At 65.8% G+C, this 20,243-nt stretch carries 18 protein-coding genes; 7 read left to right on the top strand and 11 right to left on the bottom strand.

Features of this window, described 5'->3' with window-relative positions:
* Positions 1 to 66 precede the first annotated feature (66 nt).
* Positions 67 to 1,449: an oligosaccharide flippase family protein gene (locus tag J2R76_RS23465; RefSeq protein WP_156436122.1), complete on the bottom strand. Its 1,383-nt coding sequence runs from the start codon at positions 1,447 to 1,449 to the stop codon at positions 67 to 69.
* Positions 1,450 to 1,638: 189 nt separating this feature from the next.
* Positions 1,639 to 2,478, bottom strand: a complete 840-nt coding sequence (locus J2R76_RS23460; RefSeq protein ID WP_253625040.1) for a protein-disulfide reductase DsbD domain-containing protein — start codon at positions 2,476 to 2,478, stop codon at positions 1,639 to 1,641.
* A gap of 136 nt (positions 2,479 to 2,614) precedes the next feature.
* Between J2R76_RS23460 and J2R76_RS23455 the strand changes: the two genes are divergently transcribed.
* Complete coding sequence (locus J2R76_RS23455) at positions 2,615 to 3,274, top strand: YqgE/AlgH family protein (RefSeq protein ID WP_076824945.1); 660 nt, start codon at positions 2,615 to 2,617, stop codon at positions 3,272 to 3,274.
* Between the two features lie 177 nt (positions 3,275 to 3,451).
* Here J2R76_RS23455 and J2R76_RS23450 read toward each other — a convergent pair whose 3' ends face one another.
* Together J2R76_RS23450 and J2R76_RS23445 are read right to left on the bottom strand one after the other, a co-directional pair.
* Positions 3,452 to 4,339, bottom strand: coding sequence for a TauD/TfdA family dioxygenase (locus tag J2R76_RS23450; RefSeq protein ID WP_253625039.1), 888 nt, complete (start codon positions 4,337 to 4,339; stop codon positions 3,452 to 3,454).
* Positions 4,340 to 4,440: 101 nt separating this feature from the next.
* Positions 4,441 to 5,220 (bottom strand): SDR family NAD(P)-dependent oxidoreductase, encoded by a 780-nt coding sequence (locus tag J2R76_RS23445; RefSeq protein WP_076825229.1) that lies wholly within the window; start codon positions 5,218 to 5,220, stop codon positions 4,441 to 4,443.
* 180 nt (positions 5,221 to 5,400) lie between these two features.
* Here J2R76_RS23445 and J2R76_RS23440 point away from each other — a divergent pair, with 180 nt between their 5' ends.
* Together J2R76_RS23440 and J2R76_RS23435 are read left to right on the top strand one after the other, a co-directional pair.
* Positions 5,401 to 6,135: an SDR family NAD(P)-dependent oxidoreductase gene (locus tag J2R76_RS23440; RefSeq protein WP_168858375.1), complete on the top strand. Its 735-nt coding sequence runs from the start codon at positions 5,401 to 5,403 to the stop codon at positions 6,133 to 6,135.
* Between the two features lie 59 nt (positions 6,136 to 6,194).
* Positions 6,195 to 6,572, top strand: coding sequence for a CsbD family protein (locus J2R76_RS23435; RefSeq protein WP_050387227.1), 378 nt, complete (start codon positions 6,195 to 6,197; stop codon positions 6,570 to 6,572).
* 203 nt (positions 6,573 to 6,775) lie between these two features.
* On the opposite strand, the gene J2R76_RS23430 is transcribed toward J2R76_RS23435, so the two are convergent.
* Positions 6,776 to 8,482, bottom strand: coding sequence for an SGNH family hydrolase (locus J2R76_RS23430; RefSeq protein ID WP_076825226.1), 1,707 nt, complete (start codon positions 8,480 to 8,482; stop codon positions 6,776 to 6,778).
* 512 nt (positions 8,483 to 8,994) lie between these two features.
* Positions 8,995 to 10,374, bottom strand: coding sequence for a lytic murein transglycosylase (locus tag J2R76_RS23425; RefSeq protein WP_253625038.1), 1,380 nt, complete (start codon positions 10,372 to 10,374; stop codon positions 8,995 to 8,997).
* 224 nt (positions 10,375 to 10,598) lie between these two features.
* Between J2R76_RS23425 and galU the strand changes: the two genes are divergently transcribed.
* Positions 10,599 to 11,474: a UTP--glucose-1-phosphate uridylyltransferase GalU gene (gene galU, locus J2R76_RS23420; RefSeq protein WP_028334743.1), complete on the top strand. Its 876-nt coding sequence runs from the start codon at positions 10,599 to 10,601 to the stop codon at positions 11,472 to 11,474.
* Positions 11,475 to 11,734: 260 nt separating this feature from the next.
* Here galU and J2R76_RS23415 read toward each other — a convergent pair whose 3' ends face one another.
* Complete coding sequence (locus J2R76_RS23415; RefSeq protein WP_076825224.1) at positions 11,735 to 12,691, bottom strand: hydrogen peroxide-inducible genes activator; 957 nt, start codon at positions 12,689 to 12,691, stop codon at positions 11,735 to 11,737.
* Positions 12,692 to 12,809: 118 nt separating this feature from the next.
* On the opposite strand from J2R76_RS23415, the gene katG reads away from it, so the two are divergent.
* The gene (gene katG / locus J2R76_RS23410; protein WP_253625037.1) at positions 12,810 to 14,975 is read left to right on the top strand and encodes a catalase/peroxidase HPI; all 2,166 of its coding nucleotides are present in this window, start codon (positions 12,810 to 12,812) and stop codon (positions 14,973 to 14,975) included.
* Positions 14,976 to 15,075: 100 nt separating this feature from the next.
* Here the strand turns inward: katG and J2R76_RS23405 are convergent, their stop codons facing one another.
* The 3 genes from J2R76_RS23405 to J2R76_RS23395 form a co-directional block, all read right to left on the bottom strand.
* Entirely contained in the window at positions 15,076 to 15,276 is a 201-nt protein-coding gene (locus tag J2R76_RS23405; protein WP_057016417.1) for a hypothetical protein, read from the bottom strand.
* 260 nt (positions 15,277 to 15,536) lie between these two features.
* Entirely contained in the window at positions 15,537 to 16,547 is a 1,011-nt protein-coding gene (locus tag J2R76_RS23400; protein WP_253625036.1) for an aldo/keto reductase, read from the bottom strand.
* A gap of 106 nt (positions 16,548 to 16,653) precedes the next feature.
* Positions 16,654 to 17,079: a PaaI family thioesterase gene (locus J2R76_RS23395; RefSeq protein WP_016845608.1), complete on the bottom strand. Its 426-nt coding sequence runs from the start codon at positions 17,077 to 17,079 to the stop codon at positions 16,654 to 16,656.
* A 92-nt stretch (positions 17,080 to 17,171) separates the two neighbouring features.
* On the opposite strand from J2R76_RS23395, the gene J2R76_RS23390 reads away from it, so the two are divergent.
* Both J2R76_RS23390 and J2R76_RS23385 read left to right on the top strand, forming a co-directional pair.
* Entirely contained in the window at positions 17,172 to 17,801 is a 630-nt protein-coding gene (locus J2R76_RS23390; protein WP_253625035.1) for a CoA pyrophosphatase, read from the top strand.
* Between the two features lie 375 nt (positions 17,802 to 18,176).
* Positions 18,177 to 19,373 (top strand): hypothetical protein, encoded by a 1,197-nt coding sequence (locus J2R76_RS23385; RefSeq protein WP_057016412.1) that lies wholly within the window; start codon positions 18,177 to 18,179, stop codon positions 19,371 to 19,373.
* Between the two features lie 33 nt (positions 19,374 to 19,406).
* Here J2R76_RS23385 and J2R76_RS23380 read toward each other — a convergent pair.
* Positions 19,407 to 20,170 (bottom strand): IS5 family transposase gene (locus J2R76_RS23380; RefSeq protein WP_139481326.1). Its coding sequence is split into 2 segments (ribosomal slippage): positions 19,407 to 19,832 and positions 19,835 to 20,170, totalling 762 coding nucleotides; the frame shifts between segments, so codons are not numbered across the junction.
* Positions 20,171 to 20,243 lie beyond the last annotated feature (73 nt).

Below are 20,243 nucleotides of genomic sequence, written 5' to 3'. Positions count from 1 at the left end.
CGCCGTTAGGCAGGTTTTCCAGTCCGGCGGCGCTCATGCATCGCATGATGCCGCGCCGGCCGAATGCTACGGCGCCGTCCGCCGCTTGCCGAACGCCAGCACGTGCAGCCCGAGGCGCGAGCGCACGACATAGAACAAGAGGATCGTCTCGAAGGTCAGCGACAGCGAGGTCGAGGCGGCGGCGCCCATCCCGCCGTAGCGGGGGACGAGGGCGATGCAGAGCCCGACATTCATCAGGAACGACACCGCATAGGCGGTGGCGCAGATGCTCTGGTGGCCGAGCATGTTCAACAGCCGCTCCACCGGCCCGATCGCCGAGCGGACCACGAGGCCGATCGCGGCGACGAACATGATGCTGTAGCCGTCGACGAATTTCGGGCCGAACAGCCACAGCAGCGGCTTGCCGAACACCAGCAGGGCGACGGTCGCGAGCAGCGAGGGCCAGAACGTCCAGCTGATGGCGTGCGCGACATAGGCCGACAGCCGCTCCTTGTCGCCGAGCGCGTTGTATTCGGCGAAGCGGTGCGCCGTGGTCGCCGCCATCGCGTAGTGCACGAACGACACCAGCGCCAGCGTCTTCACCACGGCGAAATAGATGCCGACCTCCTCGGACGAGCGGAACTGCTGCAGCATCAGCACGTCGGTGTAGCCGAGCAGCAGATAGAAGCTCTCGACCAGCATGATCGGCAGCGAGATCGCGAACCAGCCCTTGACGTCGTAGCTCTTCTCGCCCACCCCGAGATGGGCGGTGAGGCGGCGGTTGAGCACGACCATCTGGCCGATCGCCGCGATGTATACCGCGGCGGCGCTCGCGATCATCGCCGCGGTGGCGCCGAGATTGAGGCCGAGCGCCAGCGCGCCGGCGGTCAGCGCGATGATCAGCCCCTGCCGAACGATGAACTGCGGCATCAGGCCGAGCTGCATCCAGTCATGCGCGCGGGAGATGCCGTCCTGGGTGTTGGCGACGACGAAGGGCGGCAACGTCAGGCAGCCGATATAGAGCGGCACCACGGCGTTGGGATCGATCCAGGGCGAGGCGAGGTGGATCACGCCGGCGAGCAGCAGCGCGACCGTGCTGGACGTCGCCAGCACCACCCAGCGGCCGCCGGAGAGGAAGCCGCGCAGCGCCGCAAGGTCGCCGCGCGCGCGGTATTCCGGAATGATCTTCTGCGCGGAGGGCGCGATGCCGAAATCCATGGTGCTGCCGAGCAGCAGCACCCAGGTCCAGACATAGACGTAGATGCCGTAATCCGAGCCGCTCATCCAGCGCGCCAGCAGGATCTGCGCGAGATAGGCGATGCCGGCGCTGATGACGCGGATGGCGAAGATCATGCCGGCGAGGCGCTTGGTGACCGACGCCTCGTTGGTGCCGCCGAGCGCGCGCGCTGCGAGGCCGCGCAGGCGTGCGGCCCGGCCCAATGGCGCGGAGGTTGCCGATTGTGTCTCCATCACAGCCAAGGCGGAAAATTCCTAAAGCGCCGCGTGGCGGCAATGGCCTCCGATCTATCAACGAAACGTTAAGATTGGGTTCGGTGGCGCACCTCTTCGGGGGCGTCCCGGGGCAGTGCGAAGCACTGAAACCGGGAGCTCGAGATTCCGGGTTCGATGCGCTGCTTCACCCCGGAATGACCCTACGGCTCAATTCAAATTGATATTGAATTCGTAGCTTTTGTCGCCGCCGACCAGCGTCAGCTTCAGCGCGGCGCCGTCGGCCTTGGCGCCGGGCGGCAGGCCGTCGAGCTCGAAAGAGAAACGCTTCACGCCCGGCGGCGCCTGCGCAACGAGCTTGGGCACCGGCAGCGCCCAGTCGGGCGTCGGCCCCTCGACGAACAGGCTGAGGTCGCGGCTCTCGGGCGCGCTGACATCGACCAGCACGTTGTTCTTGCCGTCGCGCTTGACGTCGCGGATCGAGAACGGGATCGGGTCGCCGATATTGGCGGGCTTCGGCACCGCGTTGAGCGCTTCCGAAAGCGCGGCGTCCTCGGTCGAGGCGACGCTCGCGAACGCCAGCTCGGCCTTCGCCTCCACCGGTACGCACAGCTTCTCGCACACCGCGTAGTTGATGTCGGCGCGCAGCACCAGCGGCTTGTCGGGATTCTTCGCCACGATGCGCAGCGGCAGCACCACCTGGTGCTTGTAGCCGAGCGAGGTGCCGCCGGCGCCGTCGTCGAATTGCCGCGGCGCCGGCCACATCACGGTGACCGCCTCGACGTTATCCGACCTGGAGAAATCGAACCGCGGCGGCACGCCGGAATCGCCGGGCGTCCGCCAATAGGTCTTCCAGCCGTCCTGCAATTGGAACGCAATGCCGCCAAGCAGCACCGCGCCGCTGCGCGATCCGGCGAGCAGCCGCACCGCCGAATGCGTGTCCTGTTGCCACGGCGAGGCGTCGTCGGCGCGGACCTCCGTTGCCATACATGCGATGGAAAACAGGGCGGCAACGCCAAATGCGGCACGCAAGGGAACTATGACGATCATGAGACGTCTTTACCCGCAACTTTCGGTGCAAACCATTGAATTGCTTGTGATGCATCGCCGCACGGCGGTCGATGGTTGATTGACAGAACCGCCACCCGATATCAGGATGCCAAATCAGCAGGAAAGGCCTTTGCGGATGCGCCCTGAAGGCAAAACAGGCAAGACTCGCAAAACCGCCGCCGGCAGAAGCCCGGCCGTCGGTGCCCATGCCGCCGAAGGTGGCTATCTCGACGGCCAGATGCTGATCGCGATGCCTGTCATGAACGACCCCCGCTTCGAACGCTCCGTGATCTACATGTGCGCGCATTCCTCCGAGGGCGCGATGGGCATCATCGTCAACCGTCCCGCCGGCAGCATCGATTTCCCCGGGCTACTGGTGCAGCTCGACATCATCGAGAAGTCGGACCAGATTCAGCTGCCCGAGAATGCCGAGATGATGAAGGTGATGAAGGGCGGCCCGGTCGATACCGGCCGCGGCTTCGTGCTGCATTCCAGCGACTTCTACATTCAGGATGCGACGCTGAACATCGACGACGGCATCTCGCTCACCGCGACCGTCGATATCCTGAAGGCGATCGCCAAGGGCGCCGGGCCGAAGCACGCGATCCTCGCGCTCGGCTATGCCGGCTGGGCGCCGGGCCAGCTCGAGAACGAGATCCAGCACAATGGCTGGCTGCATTGCGACGCCGATCCGGAATTGATCTTCGGTACCGACGTCGACGAGAAATACGCGCGCGCCTTGCGCAAGATCGGCATCGAGGCCGGCATGCTGTCGAACGACGCGGGCCACGCGTAGGCTGTCGCTGAGGTCGTCGACGATCCCAACGCATTCTCAGTGTCGTCCCGGCGAAAGCCGGGACCCATAACCACCGCATGCAGTTGTGATGCCGCGCTGGGGCCACAGCGTCGTGCAATAACAGCGCTCTGTGGTTATGGGTCCCGGCTTTCGCCGGGACGACACCAGTAGTTCTGCCTACTCCGCCGCCTCCTGCGCGACCGTCGGCTGGGTGCCCGCGACCGTGGCGCGGCGCATGTCGCGGGGCTGCGACTGGTCGTAGCGGCGGACGCGGTGCACGGTCTGGCGGTTGTCCCACATCACGAGGTCATGCACCGTCCATTTGTGCACATAGACGAATTCGGGCTGCGTCGCGTGCTCGGTCAGGTCGCGCAGCAACAGCCGTGCCTCCGGCATGCTCATGCCCCTGATGGCGCCGGCGTGCGACGACAGATACAGCGACTTGCGGCCGTGCACCGAATGCGTGCGCACCAGGCGCTGCAGCACCGGCTTGAACATCTGCTTCTCCTCGTCGGTGTAGTCGAGGAAACCGAGCGAGCCGCGCGAATACATCAGCGAGTGCTCGCAGATCATGTCCTCGATCTCGGCCTTGGTCTCGTCGTCGAGCGCGTCATAGGCGGCGCGCATGTCGGCGAATTCGGTGTTGCCGCCCTTCGGGTTCACCACGCGCGCCGACAGCAGCGAGAATTTCGCCGGGATCGGCCGGAACGAGCTGTCGGAATGCCACAGGCAGTTGCCGAGGTTGAACAGATGGGTGCGGTGGTCCTTCGGCAGCGGCTTGCCGTCCTTGCCGAGATTGCTGACGTCGTTCAGCCCGGAGGCGAGGCGGTAGTCCTGCTTCTTCGTCACCGTGCCGCCGCGCGCATCTTCGCGCTCGCCGAAATTCAGCGCGAACGCCATCTGCTGCTCGTCGGAGATGTCCTGGCCGTGGAACACGAGCACGGCGTATTTGTCCATGCCGGCCTCGATGTCGATCGCTTCCTGCTTCGTCAGCGGCTTACGCAGATCGACGCCGGAAACCTCGCCGACGAAATGCTTGTGAAGCTGCCGGATCAGGACCGTCATTGGCGTATCTCCCCGTCTATCGCGGGCGGTTTTCCCGCTTCATTTGACGGGAAGGCTACTCGACGCGCGCGCGCTGTCAACGCTCGCGGGCCGTGCGCGGGTCAGGCATTCCGCGCCATCAACCCGCCGTCGACCGGAATCACGGCGCCGGTCAGGAACGATGCGGCGGGCAGGCACAGGCTCAGCGTCATGTGCGCGACCTCTTCCGGATCGCCGTAACGGGCGAGCGCGGTGCGGCGCTTGGCGTAGAGCGTCTTGTGCTCCTCGGAGATGCGGTCGGTGATGGCGGTGCGGATCGGGCCCGGGCAGATGCAGTTCACGGTGATGCCCTCGCGTCCCAGTTCCACCGCGAGCGAGCGGGTCAGGCTGGTGACGCCGCCCTTGGCCGCGGAGTAGGGGCTGTGCAGCGCGGTCGCGCCGAGCGCCTCGGTCGAGGCGATGTTGACGATGCGCGGCGAGCGCGACTTGCGCAGGTATGGCAGTGCCGCGCGGATGATGCGCGGATGCGCCGTCAGCATCACCGCGATGCCCTTGGCCCAGGCGTCCTCGTACGCGGGATCGTCGATCGGCACCCGCACCGAGATGCCGGCATTGTTGACGATGATGTCGAGCCCGCCGAAATGCGCGGCGACGTCGTTGACGACTTTGGTGATGGCGTCGCGATCGCCGACGTCGAGCGTCCAGGCCTTCGCCGAGCCGCCGCTTGCCGAAATCTCCTTCGTCACCGCCTGCGTGCCTTCTTCGGTCAGGTCGGTGACCGCGACATTGGCGCCTTCATCGGCAAACACCCGCGCGGTGGCGCGGCCCATGCCGCTGGCGGCGCCGGTGACGAGAACGGTGAGGCCCTTCACCGAACGGCTGAGCTGCTTGTATTCGGACATGACGGACCCCCGTTGATTTTCTGCGTTGTGAGAGACGGCAACGCTGGCACCGATCGCAAGATACGTCAAACCACTGATCCCATATCGGCATGCGCGCAGCGCGTTAACGCAAGTTTCCCGGTTGGCTTTCCGAGAAGGATCATGCTCAATCAAGACAACAGCACGAGAGAGGAACGCGCGATGAACGAGCTCGATTTCGGCGGCAAGCAAGTATTGGTGGTCGGCGGCTCCAGCGGCATCGGCAACGGCATCGCGCAGGCGTTCCGCGCCAAGGGCGCGCGCGTCGCGATCTGCGGCACCCGCGCGCAGGCGAGCGACTATTCCGCCGAGGAAGGCTCGCATCTCGAGGGCCTCGCCTACGCGCAGCTCGATGTCAGCAACCCGCAGGCGATCGAGGCCTTCAGGCCGTCGTTCGACCGGCTCGACGTGCTGGTGCTGGCGCAGGGCGCGGTGATTTACCGCCGCGGGGAATTCGAGATGGAGGGTTTTCGCAAGGTGCTCGAGGTCAACCTGATGAGCCTGATGGCCTGCGCGACCAAATTCCAGGCGATGCTGAGCGCAGCCAAGGGCTCGCTGATCATCGTGAGCTCGACCGCGGCCTATCATTCGACCATGGGCAATCCGGCCTACAACGCCTCGAAGACCGGTGCCGTCGGGCTGACGCGCACGCTCGGCGAGGCCTGGGCGGAGAACGGCATCCGGGTCAACGGCATCGCGCCCGGCCTCGTCGACACCAAGATGACCAAGGCGACGACGGCCAATCCGAAGCGTCTCGAAGGCGCGCTCGAGCGCATTCCGCTGAAGCGTCTCGGCACGCCCGCCGACATGGCCGGCGCCGCGCTGTTCCTGGCCTCGCCGCTTGCCTCCTACATCGTCGGCCAGACCATCGTCGTCGACGGCGGGTTGATCCTGTAACCGCAGGAACCTGCGCGCCGTTTCCCGGTTAGCTCCCGGACAGATCAGGGAGCGTGACGATGGACAAGGATCGGATTTTCGGAACGGCGAAGGAGTTCGCGGGCAAGGCCGAAGGCGCGGTGGGCGACGCGACCGGCGATGCGCAGACCCAGGCCTCGGGCCGCGCGCGCGAAGCCGCGGGCTCGGTGCAGGATCTCTACGGCCAGGCCAAGGACGCCGCGCGCGACGCCGCCGACACCGCGGTCAACTACGCCAAGGACGCCTATGAGCATCGCGGCGAGACCGTTCGCAGCGGACAAAAGGCGATGGCGCATGCGGTGCAGGAGAACCCGCTGGGATCGCTGCTGATCGCCGGCGGCATCGGCTTTGCGCTCGCGCTCCTGATGACGCGCCAGCCGCGCCGCCCGCCGCCGTCGCGCTGGCGCTACTACGGTTGATACCTTCTCGCCCACCGTCATTGCGAGGAGCTCGCGACAAAATTGCAAAGCAATTTTGCGCTGAAGCCACGAAGCAATCCAGCCGTCCGCGCGTGCGGATCGATGGATTGCTTTGCGGAGCCTGTCATCGGGCGCGCGTTCGCGCGACCCGTTGGCTCGCAATGACGTGGATGTAGCGTCAATTCTATCGGAAGACGCGCGGCCTACTGCCACGGACTCCCCGGCACTGCGGCCCGCTGTCCGACACCGCGCGGCGGGCGCGGCGGCGGAGCGACCAACGGGCGCTGCTGCGGCGCGCCGAACCCGAACAGATCGCGCAGCCAAGGCTGTGTCTGCGGCTGCTGTTGCGGCTGGGCCTGGGTCTGGGCCGGACGGAACACGCGCCTTGGCGGCTTCGGTGCGGTGATGATCGAGCCGTCGGGCGCGATCGCCGTGGTCGAGGGCGGCGGATTGGCCGGTCCGCCCGCCGGCGCGGCGGGCGTGGTCGCGGCAACCGGCACATCGCCCTTGGCTTGCTCGCGGCCCATCTCGCGGCGCGGCCAGACGAAATCATCGGCGCGGCCGGCGGGTGGCGCCAGCGCCTCCCCCTTCACCAGCGTGCGCGCGGCGAGCGCATCGACGGCGGCGGGCCGCGAGCCCGGTCCGCCGAGCAATTGATCGGTGCCGACGGTGGAGGCGACCAGCGGCAGCACCGGGCCCGCCAGCGGCCGCGGCGCGGGCTTGCCGGGCTCCGCGCTGGTATCCGGCGTCGCGGGTTCGCTCGGCAGCGCGATCGGCCCGGAGCGCACCGCGAGCAGGCGCGTCACCTCGCGCTCGACATAATGCGCGAGCTTGCGCGCGCCGGCCTTGGTGAAGAACACGCCGTCATCGGTACGCAGCTTGCGGGGCTGGCCTTCGAAGTCCGGGCCCTTCTGCATGAAGCGGCCGGCCTCGTCGACAAAGCCGTCCCAGACGTCAACATAGGTGATGCCGGCCTTGCCGGCGCCGTCGCGGTAGAGCGCGTCGAGGAACAGCATGTCCGACGTGCCCTTCTGGCCGCGGATCGCGGGCAGGCCGACCCACAGCACCGGCACGCCCTTGCTCTTCAGCACGTTGATCAACTCCTCGATCTTCTTGCCGTAGAGCTCGACCCAGCGGTCGTCGCGGAATTCATAGAGGCCGTTCGGCGAACGCGCGGTCTTTTCCGGCGCGGCCTGCGAGTCATTGTCGGCGTCGTCGGCCGGCGGCTCGGCCTCGACCGGCTTGCCATCAGTTTTGGCGGCGGCATCGGGCTTGTCGCCCGGCTTGGCTTCGGGCTTGCCGCGCGCGTCCTTTTTCTCGTCCTTCTTGTCGACCTTCTTCTCCACGACAGATTCTCGGATCGCGGTGCGGTCGTTGAGGCCGAGCATCACGACGATGGCGTCGGGGTTCTCGGTGGCGAGAATGCCCTTCGCGGCCGCGGCCCAATCCGCCGGATCGCCCTTGGGCTGATAGCGGATCAGGCCGGAGACCGTCTTGTGCTTGCGGATCACGCCCATGTCGGGCTGGTCGGAATAGGCATCTTCCAGGCCATAGCCGAGCCAGTCGGCCATGGCGTCGCCGATGACGAGCACGTTGCGCTCGGCGGCCGCCTCGCGCTTGGCCGGTGCCGGAGCGCGCGAGAAATCCTCGCGCGGCCGCTGCGGCTGCGATGATTGCGGTTGCTGCTGCTGGAACGGCGCGAAGAAATCGCCGCCGAACCAGCCGCCGCCGCCGTGCTGCGGCGGAGCGCGGCGCTGTGGTTGCGGCGGTCCGCCACCAAAGCCGGGGAAGCCGAAGAATTGCGCCGAGGCGGGCTGGGCGATGCCGATCAACAGCGCAAGCGCTACCGTAAGCGCGACCAGCGGACCGGCTTCGGTGAATATGCGCAAAAAGGACTTTGGCTCTCGCATCGCGTTCGGTCGCAAATGATCTGGAAGTACGTGAGCATACTAGCGGAATCGGGCCGCAAGCGGGCAGCTTTTCCACCATAAATCGGGTGCCTCCGGCCGCCGTCAAGGCAGGCGGCAAATATCGGATTTCACGGTTACTTTTGGGGTGGAGGGCCCAGCCGTCGCGGCGACGGAACCGTGCCTCCTCTCCCGCTTGCGGGAGGGGCAAGAGCCGTAGCCCGGATGGAGCGAAGCGTAATCCGGGACCAGAAGCCTTCTCCTTCCCCCTGAAAGGGGGAAGGTCGGGATGGGGGTCAGCCACACGCGCCGTCGCTCGTGGAGAGACCCGATCCCCACCCGCTTTGCTCTCTCGAGCAAAGCGACCTCCCCTTTTCAAGGGGAGGTGAAGAAGCTTCGCACAGCCGTAGCCCGGATGGAGCGAAGCGTAATCCGGGACCAGACCAGTCGCACGGCGAGAACCCCGGATTTCGCTGCGCTGCATCCGGGCTACGGGGCAGCCTCCGGTTTCAGCCCTACCGCCCCCTGAGCCGCTCCAGCACCTCGGCGGTGGCAAAACCGTCGGCCGGTGCCCCGATCGACACCTGGAAGCCGCGCAGCGCCTCGCGGGTCTGGCCGCCGAACTGGCCGTCGGGCGTACCCTTGTAGAAGCCGCGCTGGGCCAGCAGCTGCTGCAGTTCCAGCCGCTCGGCGCGCGACAGCACCCGCTCCTGGCGCGGCCAGGGCTGCGCGAAGGGCTGGCCGCCGCGCAGGCGGTCGGCGAAATGGCCGATGGCGAGCGCATAGGCCTCGGCCGGGTTGTACTTCATGATCACCCGGAAATTCTGCAGCATCAGGAAGCCCGGCCCCTCGGCGCCGGCCGGCGCCAGCAGATAGGCCTTGTCGGACGACCGCGGGAACGGCTGGCCGTTCGGCCGCTTGAGGCCGAGATGCTCCCATTGCGACAGCGGCATGGCCTTGGCGCGGTCGGCCAGCATGTAATTGAGGCCTTGCGGCAGCACGACCTCGTAGCCCCAGCTCGCGCCGGTCTGCCAGCCGTCCTTCTTCAGATTGTTGGCGGTCGAGGCGATCAGGTCGCTCGGATTGTCGACGACGTCGCGGCGGCCGTCGCCGTCGCCATCGACGGCATAGCGCTTGAACGCGGTCGGCATGAACTGGGTCGGGCCGAAGGCGCCGGCCCAGGAGCCGCGCATCTGCTCGGGCCTGAGGTCGCCGCGGTTGAGGATTTCCAGCGCCGACAGGAACTCGTCCTTGAAATAGGCCTGACGGCGGCCGATGCAGGCGAGCGTCGCGGTCGACTGCACCACGTTGCGATCGCCCATCTGGGTCGAGTAGTTCGACTCGATGCCCCAGATCGCCGCAATGATGTAGCGGTCGACGCCATAGGCCTTCTCGGTGGCATCGAACTGCGGCTTGTATTTCGCAAGGATCTCGCGGCCCTTGGCGAGCCTGGTGTCGCTGACCAGGATGTCGAGATAATCCCAGATCGCCTTGGTGAACTCCGGCTGCGAATCCATGAGATCCATGATGCGCAGATCGGGCGTCAGGCCGGCGGTGAAGCGCTCGAAATTCTCTTGGGTGATGTTGCGCCGTGCGGCATCTGGCCACATCGCTGCGACGCAGTTCGGGAAGTCCGACGCGGCCTGGCGGATCGCCGCTGCGGTCATCAGCGGATGGCCGGAGGCGCCGTCTTCACCGCTCCACGGCGGTGCCGCGCCGTCCTGTCCGGTTGCGGCCTGCGGCGGCGTCGCGTTCGGTCCGGAAAAGATGCTGTCGATCAGGTTGGTCAGGCCGTTGCCCGCCGACTGGGCTTGCGTGCTGCCGGGCAGCAGCAGGGCCAGCGCGATCAGGCTCGCGCCGAAAAGCTTGGTCCTTGATGTTCCCAACGCGCGCATTTGTCGTGTGCCTGTCAAAATCGTGCTGTTCCAGAAGGCCCCGGCACGGTTTCCAATAACTTAACAAGGGCGAGATTTTGTTGCGGCCCGCATTTGGCTGACGGGAACGGCGGAATTAAGCCGCACCACACATCCGCCTTTGTTGGCGGCTGCAAAACGGGGTACCAAAGGCATGATTCATTTCGTGCCGCCGTCCCACCCATTTCAAGGCTTCCGATAATCCCATGAAGATCCGCAAAGCCGTATTCCCCGTCGCCGGTCTCGGTACCCGCGTGCTGCCCGCCACCAAGGCGATGCCGAAGGAGATGCTGACGATCGTCGACAAGCCCCTGATCCAGTACGTGGTCGACGAGGCCCGGGAAGCCGGCATCGAGCATTTCGTGTTCGTCACCGGCCGCAACAAGGGTGTCATCGAGGATCACTTCGACCGCATGTTCGAGCTCGACACCACGCTGGCGCAGCGCGGCAAGAAGACCGAGCAGGATATCCTGGCGCAGAACCAGCCGGAGGCCGGCGCGATGAGCTTCACCCGGCAGCAGGCGCCGCTCGGGCTCGGCCACGCGGTGTGGTGCGCGCGCGATATCATCGGCAACGAGCCGTTCGCGGTGGTGCTGCCGGACGAACTGGTGCTGAACACGCCGGGCTGCCTCAAGCAGATGATCGATGCCGCGAGCAGGCTTGGTGACAAGTCGAACCTGATCGCGGTCGAGGCGGTGCCCGACGAACTCACCCATCAATACGGCATCTGCAGCGTCGGCAAACGCACCGGCAACATCTTCGAGGTCGACCGCATGGTCGAGAAGCCGCCGCAGGGCACCGCGCCGTCCAACCTGTCGATCACCGGCCGCTACATCCTGCAGCCCGAGATCTTCAACATCCTGGCCACGCAGGAGCGCGGCGCCGGCGGCGAGATCCAGCTCACCGATGCGATGATCGGTCTTGCGAAGACGCAGAAGTTCTACGGCGTGGAGTTCGAGGGTGAGCGCCACGATTGCGGCTCCAAGCCCGGCTTCCTCCGCGCCAACATCGCCTTCGGCCTCAAGCGCCCCGAACTGCGCGACGGCCTGATCGCCGAGATGAAGAAGTATCTGGAGAAGTAGGGGCGCCGCCTCATCTCGTCATTCGCCGCGAGAATGCGGACGTATGATTCCCGGACCGCGCAACATATTCGATGTCGTCCTGGCGAAAGCCAGGACCCATTACCCCGACCATCAGTTGTTGAGCGAAGCTGGAGCCACGATCCCGTTCACAATCAAACGCGGTGGTTATGGGTCCTGGCTTTCGCCAGGACGACGGTTGTGGGGGTGGCGAGACGTGTGCGTCAAACGAGAACTACATCTTCGCCGCAGCGTCTCGGCAGTCACGCCACCTTCCTGCGCCCCGCGCGCTTCGCCGGCTCCTTGGCGCCGTCCTGTTTCGGCGCACGCAGGGCGCGGGCAGCGAGGCTGACGACCTCGGAGATCTGCTGGAGCTGCGCGGCAAGCGGAGAGGTCTTGCGCCAGACCATGCCGATGGTGCGCGAGGGCTGCGGGTGCTTGAAGCGCGAGACCGTGACCGGCGCCGAGCGCGTCTCCACCGTCACCGCCATCTCGGGGATCAAGGTGACGCCGATACCGGCGCCGACCATCTGCACCAGCGTCGACAGCGAACTCGCGTCCAGCACCTCGCGCGGCGGCGAGGACTGCATGTTGCAGAACGACAATGCCTGGTCGCGGAAGCAGTGGCCCTCCTCGAGCAGCAACAGCCGCATCTCGCGCAGCATCTCGGCGCTCGGCACCGGCGTCTTGGCGTCCTCGCCCGGCCGCACCAGCAGGAAGTTTTCCGAGAACAGCGCGACCTCGGTCAGCGACGGTTCCGATACCGGCAGCGCCACGATCGCGGTGTCGAGCCGGCCCTCGGCGACTTCCTTGATCAGCTTCGGCGTCAGCGTCTCGCGGACATGGATGTCGAGCTCGGGATGCAGCCGCGCCAGGTTCTCGATCACCTTCGGCAGCAGATACGGCGCGACGGTCGGGATCATGCCGACCCGCAGCCGCCCGGCAAGCTTGTCGCGCGAGGCGCGCGCGAAGTCGCCGAGCTCATCGACCGAGCGCAGGATGTCGCGCACGCGGCGCAGCAGGTCCTCGCCGAAGGTCGTCAGCGTCACCTGCCGCGCATTGCGTTCGATCAGCACGCCGCCGACCGCCTGTTCCATTTCGCGGATCTGCATCGACAGCGCCGGCTGCGACACCGCGCAGGCATCCGCGGCGCGCCCGAAATGGCGGTGGTGGGCCAGAGCATCAAAATACCTGAGTTGCCGGAGTGTGACATTTATCATCAGATAATCTTATCGACGCGATCACTAAAGTCAATTTCCTCTGATGGATTGGGTTGCGTAGAATCGTTCTTGGAAGAGCTCCAGCGCATTCCAGAATCCATCACCTCGGAGAAGAAACATGGACGCAAAAACCGACGAAGGCGCGGGCAAATGCCCATTCACAGGCGGGCCTCGCGGGCACTCGAATCGTGACTGGTGGCCGGAGACGCTCGACGTTCAGGTGCTGCATCGCAACTCCAGCCTGTCCGATCCGATGGGCAAGGGCTTCGACTACGCCAAGGAATTCAAGAGCCTCGATCTCAACGCCGTGATCAAGGACCTCACGGCCCTGATGACGACGTCGCAAGAATGGTGGCCGGCCGACTTCGGCCATTACGGCGGCCTGATGATCCGCATGGCCTGGCACTCGGCGGGCACCTATCGCATCACCGACGGCCGCGGCGGCGCCGGTGCCGGTCAGCAGCGTTTCGCCCCGCTCAACAGCTGGCCTGACAACGCCAACCTCGACAAGGCGCGCCGGCTGCTGTGGCCGATCAAGCAGAAGTACGGCCGCAAGATCTCGTGGGCCGACCTGATGGTCCTCGCCGGCAACGTCGCGCTGGAATCGATGGGCTTCAAGACGTTTGGTTTTGCGGGTGGCCGCGCCGACGTGTGGGAGCCGGAAGAGCTGTACTGGGGTCCGGAAGGCACCTGGCTCGGCGACGAGCGCTACAGCGGCGAGCGCCAGCTCTCCGAGCCGCTCGGCGCGGTGCAGATGGGCCTGATCTACGTCAACCCGGAAGGTCCGAACGGCAATCCGGACCCGGTCGCCGCCGCGAAGGACATCCGCGAGACGTTCTTCCGCATGGCGATGAACGACGAGGAGACCGTCGCGCTGATTGCCGGTGGCCACACCTTCGGCAAGACCCACGGTGCGGGCGATCCATCGTTGATCGGTCCGGAGCCGGAAGGTGGCGCGATCGAGGATCAGGGTCTCGGCTGGAAGAGCAAGTTCGGCACCGGCGTCGGCGCTGACGCGATCACCGGCGGTCCCGAGGTCACCTGGACCCAGACCCCGACCAAGTGGAGCAACCACTTCTTCGAGAACCTGTTCAAGTACGAATGGGAGCTGACGAAGAGCCCGGCGGGTGCGAAGCAGTGGAAGGCAAAGGGCGCGGACGCCGTCATTCCGGACGCGTTCGATCCGTCGAAGAAGCATGTCCCGACGATGCTGACCACCGACCTGTCGCTGCGCTTCGATCCGGCCTATGAGAAGATCTCGCGCCGGTTCTATGAGCATCCGGATCAGTTCGCGGACGCCTTCGCCCGCGCCTGGTTCAAGCTCACGCACCGCGACATGGGTCCGATCCAGCGCTACCTCGGCCCGCTGGTGCCGAAGGAAACGCTGATCTGGCAGGACCCGGTGCCGGCGCTCGATCACGCCGTGATCGACGACAAGGACATCGAGGTGCTCAAGGCGAAGATCCTCGCCTCGGGTCTGTCGGTGTCCGAACTGGTGTCGACCGCCTGGGCCTCGGCCTCGACGTTCCGCGGCTCCGACAAGCGCGGCGGTGCCAATGGTGCACGCATCCGCCTTGCGCCGCAGAAGGACTGGGATGTCAACGAGCCGGCGCAGCTCAAGGGTGTTCTGAGCAAGCTCGAAGCCATCCAGAAGGAGTTCGGCAAGAAGGTCTCGCTGGCCGATTTGATCGTGCTCGGCGGCGCCGCTGCGATCGAGAAGGCGGCCAAGGACGGCGGCACCAATGTGAAGGTGCCCTTCACGCCGGGCCGCACCGATGCGACGCAGGACCAGACCGACGTCGAGTCCTTCGCTCCGCTCGAGCCGCGGGCTGACGGCTTCCGCAACTATGTCGGCGGCAAGCATCAGTTCCTGCAGCCCGAGGAGGCGTTGGTCGACCGTGCGCAACTCCTGCGGCTGACCGGACCGGAGCTGACGGTCCTCGTCGGCGGCCTGCGCGTGCTCGGCGCCAATGCCAAGAAGTCGAAGCACGGCGTCTTCACCGGCAAGCCGGGGACGCTCACCAACGACTTCTTCCTCAACTTGCTCGACATGGGCACGGTGTGGAGCGATGCCGGCCAGGGCGTCTATGAGGGCCGCGACCGCAAGACCAAGGCGGTGAAGTGGACCGGCACCCGCGTCGATCTGATCTTCGGCTCGCACTCGCAGCTGCGGGCGTTCGCCGAGGTCTACGGCCAGTCCGACTCCAAGGAGCAGTTCGTGAAGGACTTCGTCGCGGCCTGGACCAAGGTGATGAACGCCGACCGCTTCGACCTCGTGAAGTAAGCGGCAAGCAAACGGCAATCAGGGCAGGGCGGCGCTTCGGCGCCGCCCTGTTTCATTTGGGGGACGATGCGGAAGGATTTTCGCGGTTTGCCGATCCCGTTCAATCATGCAGCTTCATGTCGCGGATCATCTCCTCGAACTCCGCCTGCGTCGGGGTCGCCAGTGAGGCCTGCGGCGCGCTGCTCGTCGCGGTGGATACGTCGCACTGCGAGGCACCGCGCGAAGGTTCAAAGATTGCGGTCAGGCTCGCCCAGCAGACGAGGAGGGCCACGATCCAGTCCAGTACATTGGATGCCGTCATTGCAGCACCAGCATCAGCATTTCCATGCCCTGATGCTGCAGCCGACTCGAGCTTCGCGCAATTCGGAAGCTACGAAACGTAACTTCGGCGTTGCCGAGCGGGTTATCCGTACCACGCGAATGCAAGACGCCGTCATTGCGAGCGAAGCGAAGCAGTCCATCGTGCCGCTTGCGGAGACGTGGATTGCTTCGTCGCTATTGCTCCTCGCAATGACGGCGGATGGGATTGAGGGCCAGCCCGCACGGTTGCCGTTACAGCTGCTATCCGCTCCGCGCGCGGCGCCCCTCGATCGGATAGGCGGGGTCGTTGAAGCCCGGCGTCGAGGGATGGCCGGTGACGACGAGGCGGTCGATCAGGGCTTCGTCCTCGGCGGTGAAGCGATAGTCGAGCGCGCGGATGTAGTCGTCCCATTGCGCTTCGGTGCGCGGCCCCGCGATCACGGCGCTGACGAACGACGAGTTCAGTACCCAGGACACCGCGAACTGCCCGGCGGTGATGCCTTTGCTCTCGGCGTGGCGCTTGATTTCCTGCGCGAGCTCGAGCGATTCCGGCCGCCACTCGGTCTGCATCATGCGCTTGTCGTTGCGCCCCGCACGCGTGTCCGCGGGTGGCGCCGCGTCGGGCGCGTATTTGCCGGTAAGCACGCCGCGCGCCAGCGGGCTATAGGGCACGATGCCGAGCCCGTAATAGGCGCAGGCCGGGAAATGCTCGACCTCCGGCATCCGGTTCATCGCATTGTAATAGGGCTGGCTCGCGACCGGACGGTCGATGCCGAGCCGGTCGCAGATGTTGCAGATCTCGGCGACGCGCCAGGCGCGGTAGTTGGAGACGCCGAAATAGCGCACCTTGCCGGCGCGGATCAGGTCGCCCATCGCGCGCACCGTCTCGTCGAGCGGCGTCGCGTGGTCTTCCTTGTGCAGATAGTAGACGTCGATGTAGTCGGTGCCGAGCCGCTTCAGGCTCTCGTCGGCGGCCTGGAACACCCAGCGACGCGACAGCCCGCCGTGGTTAGGATCGTCGCCGATTGGATTGGCGAGTTTTGTCGAGAGCACCCAGTTCGACCGGCTGTTCGAGATCGCGCGTCCGACGACCTCCTCGGACTTGCCGCCATTATAGGCGTCGGCGCTGTCGATGAAGTTGATGCCGGCCTCGCGCGCCTTCGCCACGATCCGCGCCGAGGTCGCCTCGTCGGTCGGTCCGCCGAACATCATGGTGCCGAGGCAAATCGGCGAGACCTTCAGGCCGCTGCGGCCGAGCTGGCGATATTGCATCGGACTTTCCTTTCCTGCGGTCATTCCGGGGCGATGCGCAAGCATCGAGCCCGGAATCTCGAGATTCCGGGTCTGGTCCTTCGGACCATCCCGGAATGACAAAGGATCAACTCTCGTTCTTCAAAATCTTGAACACGCCGTTGGCCATCGCGATACAGCGCTTGTCGACGGTTACCTCGGCCGTGATGAAGATCAGGCTGCGGGTCGAGCGTACCACACGCGGCCGCGTCGTCAGGATCTCGCCGATCTTGCCGGCCTCGACGAAATGGGTGTCGAGCTGCACGGTCGCAAGCGTCGGCTTGCCCGAGACGAAGCGGGCGGCCATGCCGCAGGCGCGATCGGCGAAGGTCATGATCACGCCGCCCTGCACGAGGCCGCGGCGATTGTGGTGCTTGTCTTCGGTGATCAGCGCGAGTTCAAGCGCGCCGTCCTTCAACCGTTCCCACAATGGGCCGATCAGCGTCAGGAATCCCGTGGTTTCGGCGATCTTCCAGCCGTCGGATTTGAGTTTGTCCGCGGCCTTGGCCGTCATGAGGTGGGGTCCGTTGCTTGCTGATGATTGATCGCAGGAGGCATGTGCTCGCAGTCATTTCATCAAACGCTGTTGTGTTGTAGTCAAGGTCAATGGCCCGCACATTTGACGATGCCACCCGGCGGAATATCGCAGAGCTCTGTGCCGCATTTGCACGCCTGGCGCCGGCGGACGCCGCGCCGACGCTGAAGCGCGCGGCAGTCGCGATCGCGCTGACCGAAGGCGACGCTGGCAGCGGCACGGCGTTCCTGTTGACCCGCCGCAGCGCGCGCCTGCGCGCCCACAGCGCGCAATGGGCGCTGCCGGGCGGGCGCTGCGATGCCGGCGAGACGCAGGCCGAGGCCGCGCTGCGCGAACTGCATGAGGAGCTCGGGCTCGCGCTTGGCCCGAGCGACGTGCTCGGCATGCTCGACGACTATCCGACGCGGTCCGGCTATCTGATCACGCCGGTCGTGGTCTGGGCCGGCGCGCATGCGGCGATCACGCCGAACCCGGACGAGGTCGCCTCCGTCCATCGCATCGGCCTCGATGCGATCGAGCTGGAGGACGCGTTCAGCTTCGCCACGATCCCTGAAAGCTCGCGCCGTGTGATCCGCTTCCGCCTCGGTGGCCAGCAGATCCATGCGCCGACCGCCGCGCTGATCTATCAATTTCGCGAGGTGCTGGCCGGCCGCAACACCCGCGTCGCCGAACTGGAGCAGCCTGTGTTCGCGTGGAAGTAGCGACGATGATGCTATTTGTGACGCCGCTTGCGGGCGTTCATCTTTATGATTTCCCCTGCGCACCAGACGAATGCGCCGCGGCCTCGGGTTCCTGAGGCGCCCGCGACACATTCTCGTAACAGGTGAGGCGTGAACGCGTATCCGGAAACGTTCCGCAGTCCGGACGCTCGGCGCGCGCCGATGCGGCGAGCGTCAACGCGCAGGCGGCTACGAGCCAGAGTGCCATTCTCATCGCAATCTCCAGGGCTTTCTCCAAGGCTTTCGTTCGGAGAACACCGCATTGTGGCGAATATTCTGCATCGATCGCGGCATCCGGCCGCTGCGATCCGGACAATTCCGGGCTGACTTCGCGGCCGTGCTTGCTACAACGAGGCCATGCGCCCGCAATTGATTCGCCTGTGCCCTGGATTTGTCGCGCTCGCGCTCGCCGCCGGCGCGCCGTCCGTTTTTGCCGGCGAGGCCGACGCGCTGCCGCCTTCCGTCGCCAATGCGATGGCGCAGGCATCGCCGCAGGCGATCATGGAGTATCGCCGCAAGCTGCAGGAATATCAGGAGGCGCGCGCCGCCTTCGAGCAGGACGCGAGCGCCTATTGGAACGCGATCGCCGAGAAGAGGCGCGGCCGCAATGCCAAGCGGCGCGACCGCGTGCAGATCTCGCTGGACGATTACGTGCTGCAGCAGCCGCCGGTCTATGAGGGTCCGAAGCGGCCGGTCAATCCGGCTCCGGAAGAGGAGGAAGGCAAGCCGCCGCGTCCGCCCAAGACGCTTCCGGTGGCCTCCGATCTGGTCAGGGCGGCGGCCGAGCAATTCCAGTTCACGCCGCAGCGGCCGGCCAGCGAGGTCGAGTTCAAGCGCGCCTATGCGCGCTACGCGCGCGCCGCGGGGCTGACGCCGGAACAGGCGGTGCGGGTCTATTCGTTCGAGACCGGCGGCACCGGCACTTACGACGTACAGGCGGGCATCGAGCACGGCGGCAAGCGCGCCATCTCCACCGCGATGGGCTACAACCAGCTGCTCACCACCAACACCGTCGAGCTATTGGCCGAGCAGGGCCATGAATTCGTGCGGGATCTGACCGAGCGGGTTGCGAGGACGCAGGGGCCCGCGCGCAAGGCGATGGAGCACAAGCTCGCAGTGCTGAAGAAGATGGTCGCGTTCACCCGCACCGTGCCCGACGACTGGTCGGCGCATGCGCGCCTCGCCGATACGCCGCAGGGCTGGGCGTGCCATGCCATGGTGCTCGACATCGATGTCGGCCCGATGCTGCAGACCCACAAGCTGCTGACCTCGGTGATCTTCGCCCGCAACAAGGGCTACAGCCGGCCGCTGACCGCGGCCGAGCTCGAGATGATGAACCTGACCGGCGACGGCACCGGGCTCGACATGGTGACCATGCCGCAGGCGATGCGCGAGCAGGTGCCGACCGCGAACTTCTTCCAGCGCTCCGGCTACGAGCGCAACCCGGTCGCCATCCGCCACAACACGGTGGCCAGGCTGCTTGCCGTCACCAATGAGCGGATGGATTTCAACAGCAACAAGCCGGGCGCGAAGGAATTGGCCGCGACGTTCTGACGCCTGCCGAAAACCGCTAGGTGGTGTGGACATTTATCGCATCCATAAGACGATGGCTGCGAGAGTAACGACGGCCAGGTAATTTCGGGCGGTCTTTTCGAAGCGGGTTGCGACGCGGCGGAACTGCTTGAGTTTTGAGAAGCAGCATTCGACGAGATGACGCTGGGCATAGAGATGCTTGTCCAGCGGATATTTGAGCGCACGTGACGGGTTGTTGGGGATGACGGCGAGCGCGCCTTTGGCAGCGATCGCCTGGCGCAAGTGATCGGCGTCATAAGCCGTATCCGCCATGACGACCTGGGCAGGTAATCCCTCGATCAATTCGGCGGCTTGCGGTACGTCGCTCTTCTGACCTGCGGTGAGCTTGAACCGTACGGGACATCCCAGGCCGCGAACGGCCATATGTATCTTGGTGCTCAGGCCACCGCGCGAGCGACCGATCGCCTGATCTTCAGACCCCCTTTTTTCGCCCCAGCGGCGTGCTGGTGCGCCCGGACGATGGTGGAGTCGACGATCAGATACTCGAAGTCCGGATCACCGGACATCGCTTCGAATATGCGCCACCAGACCCCCTTGATGCTCCATCGACTGAAGCGCCGAAACACGCTGTTCCAGTCTCCAAACACCTCCGGAAGATCACGCCAGGGAGAGCCAGTGCGCACGATCCAAAGTACGCCCTCCACAAACATCCGGTTGTCCCGTCCGGTCGAACCCTTCTGGTCAGGCCGGCCGATGATCAGCGGCGCCATCCGCTCCCATGTCGCGTCGCTCAATACCAAGCGGTCCATCACACCCAAGGCGGCCTCCCCAAAAGCAGCCTTGAATCTGATTTGCGCCTAAAAGGGAATCCTTAGAGTCCACACCACCTAG

It is taken from the genome of Bradyrhizobium sp. USDA 4532, assembly GCF_024171315.1.
Taxonomy (GTDB): Bacteria; Pseudomonadota; Alphaproteobacteria; order Rhizobiales; family Xanthobacteraceae; genus Bradyrhizobium; species Bradyrhizobium australafricanum.
The sequence above is the reverse complement of the archived record's forward strand: the minus strand, read 5'-3'. Positions and strand labels throughout refer to the sequence as shown.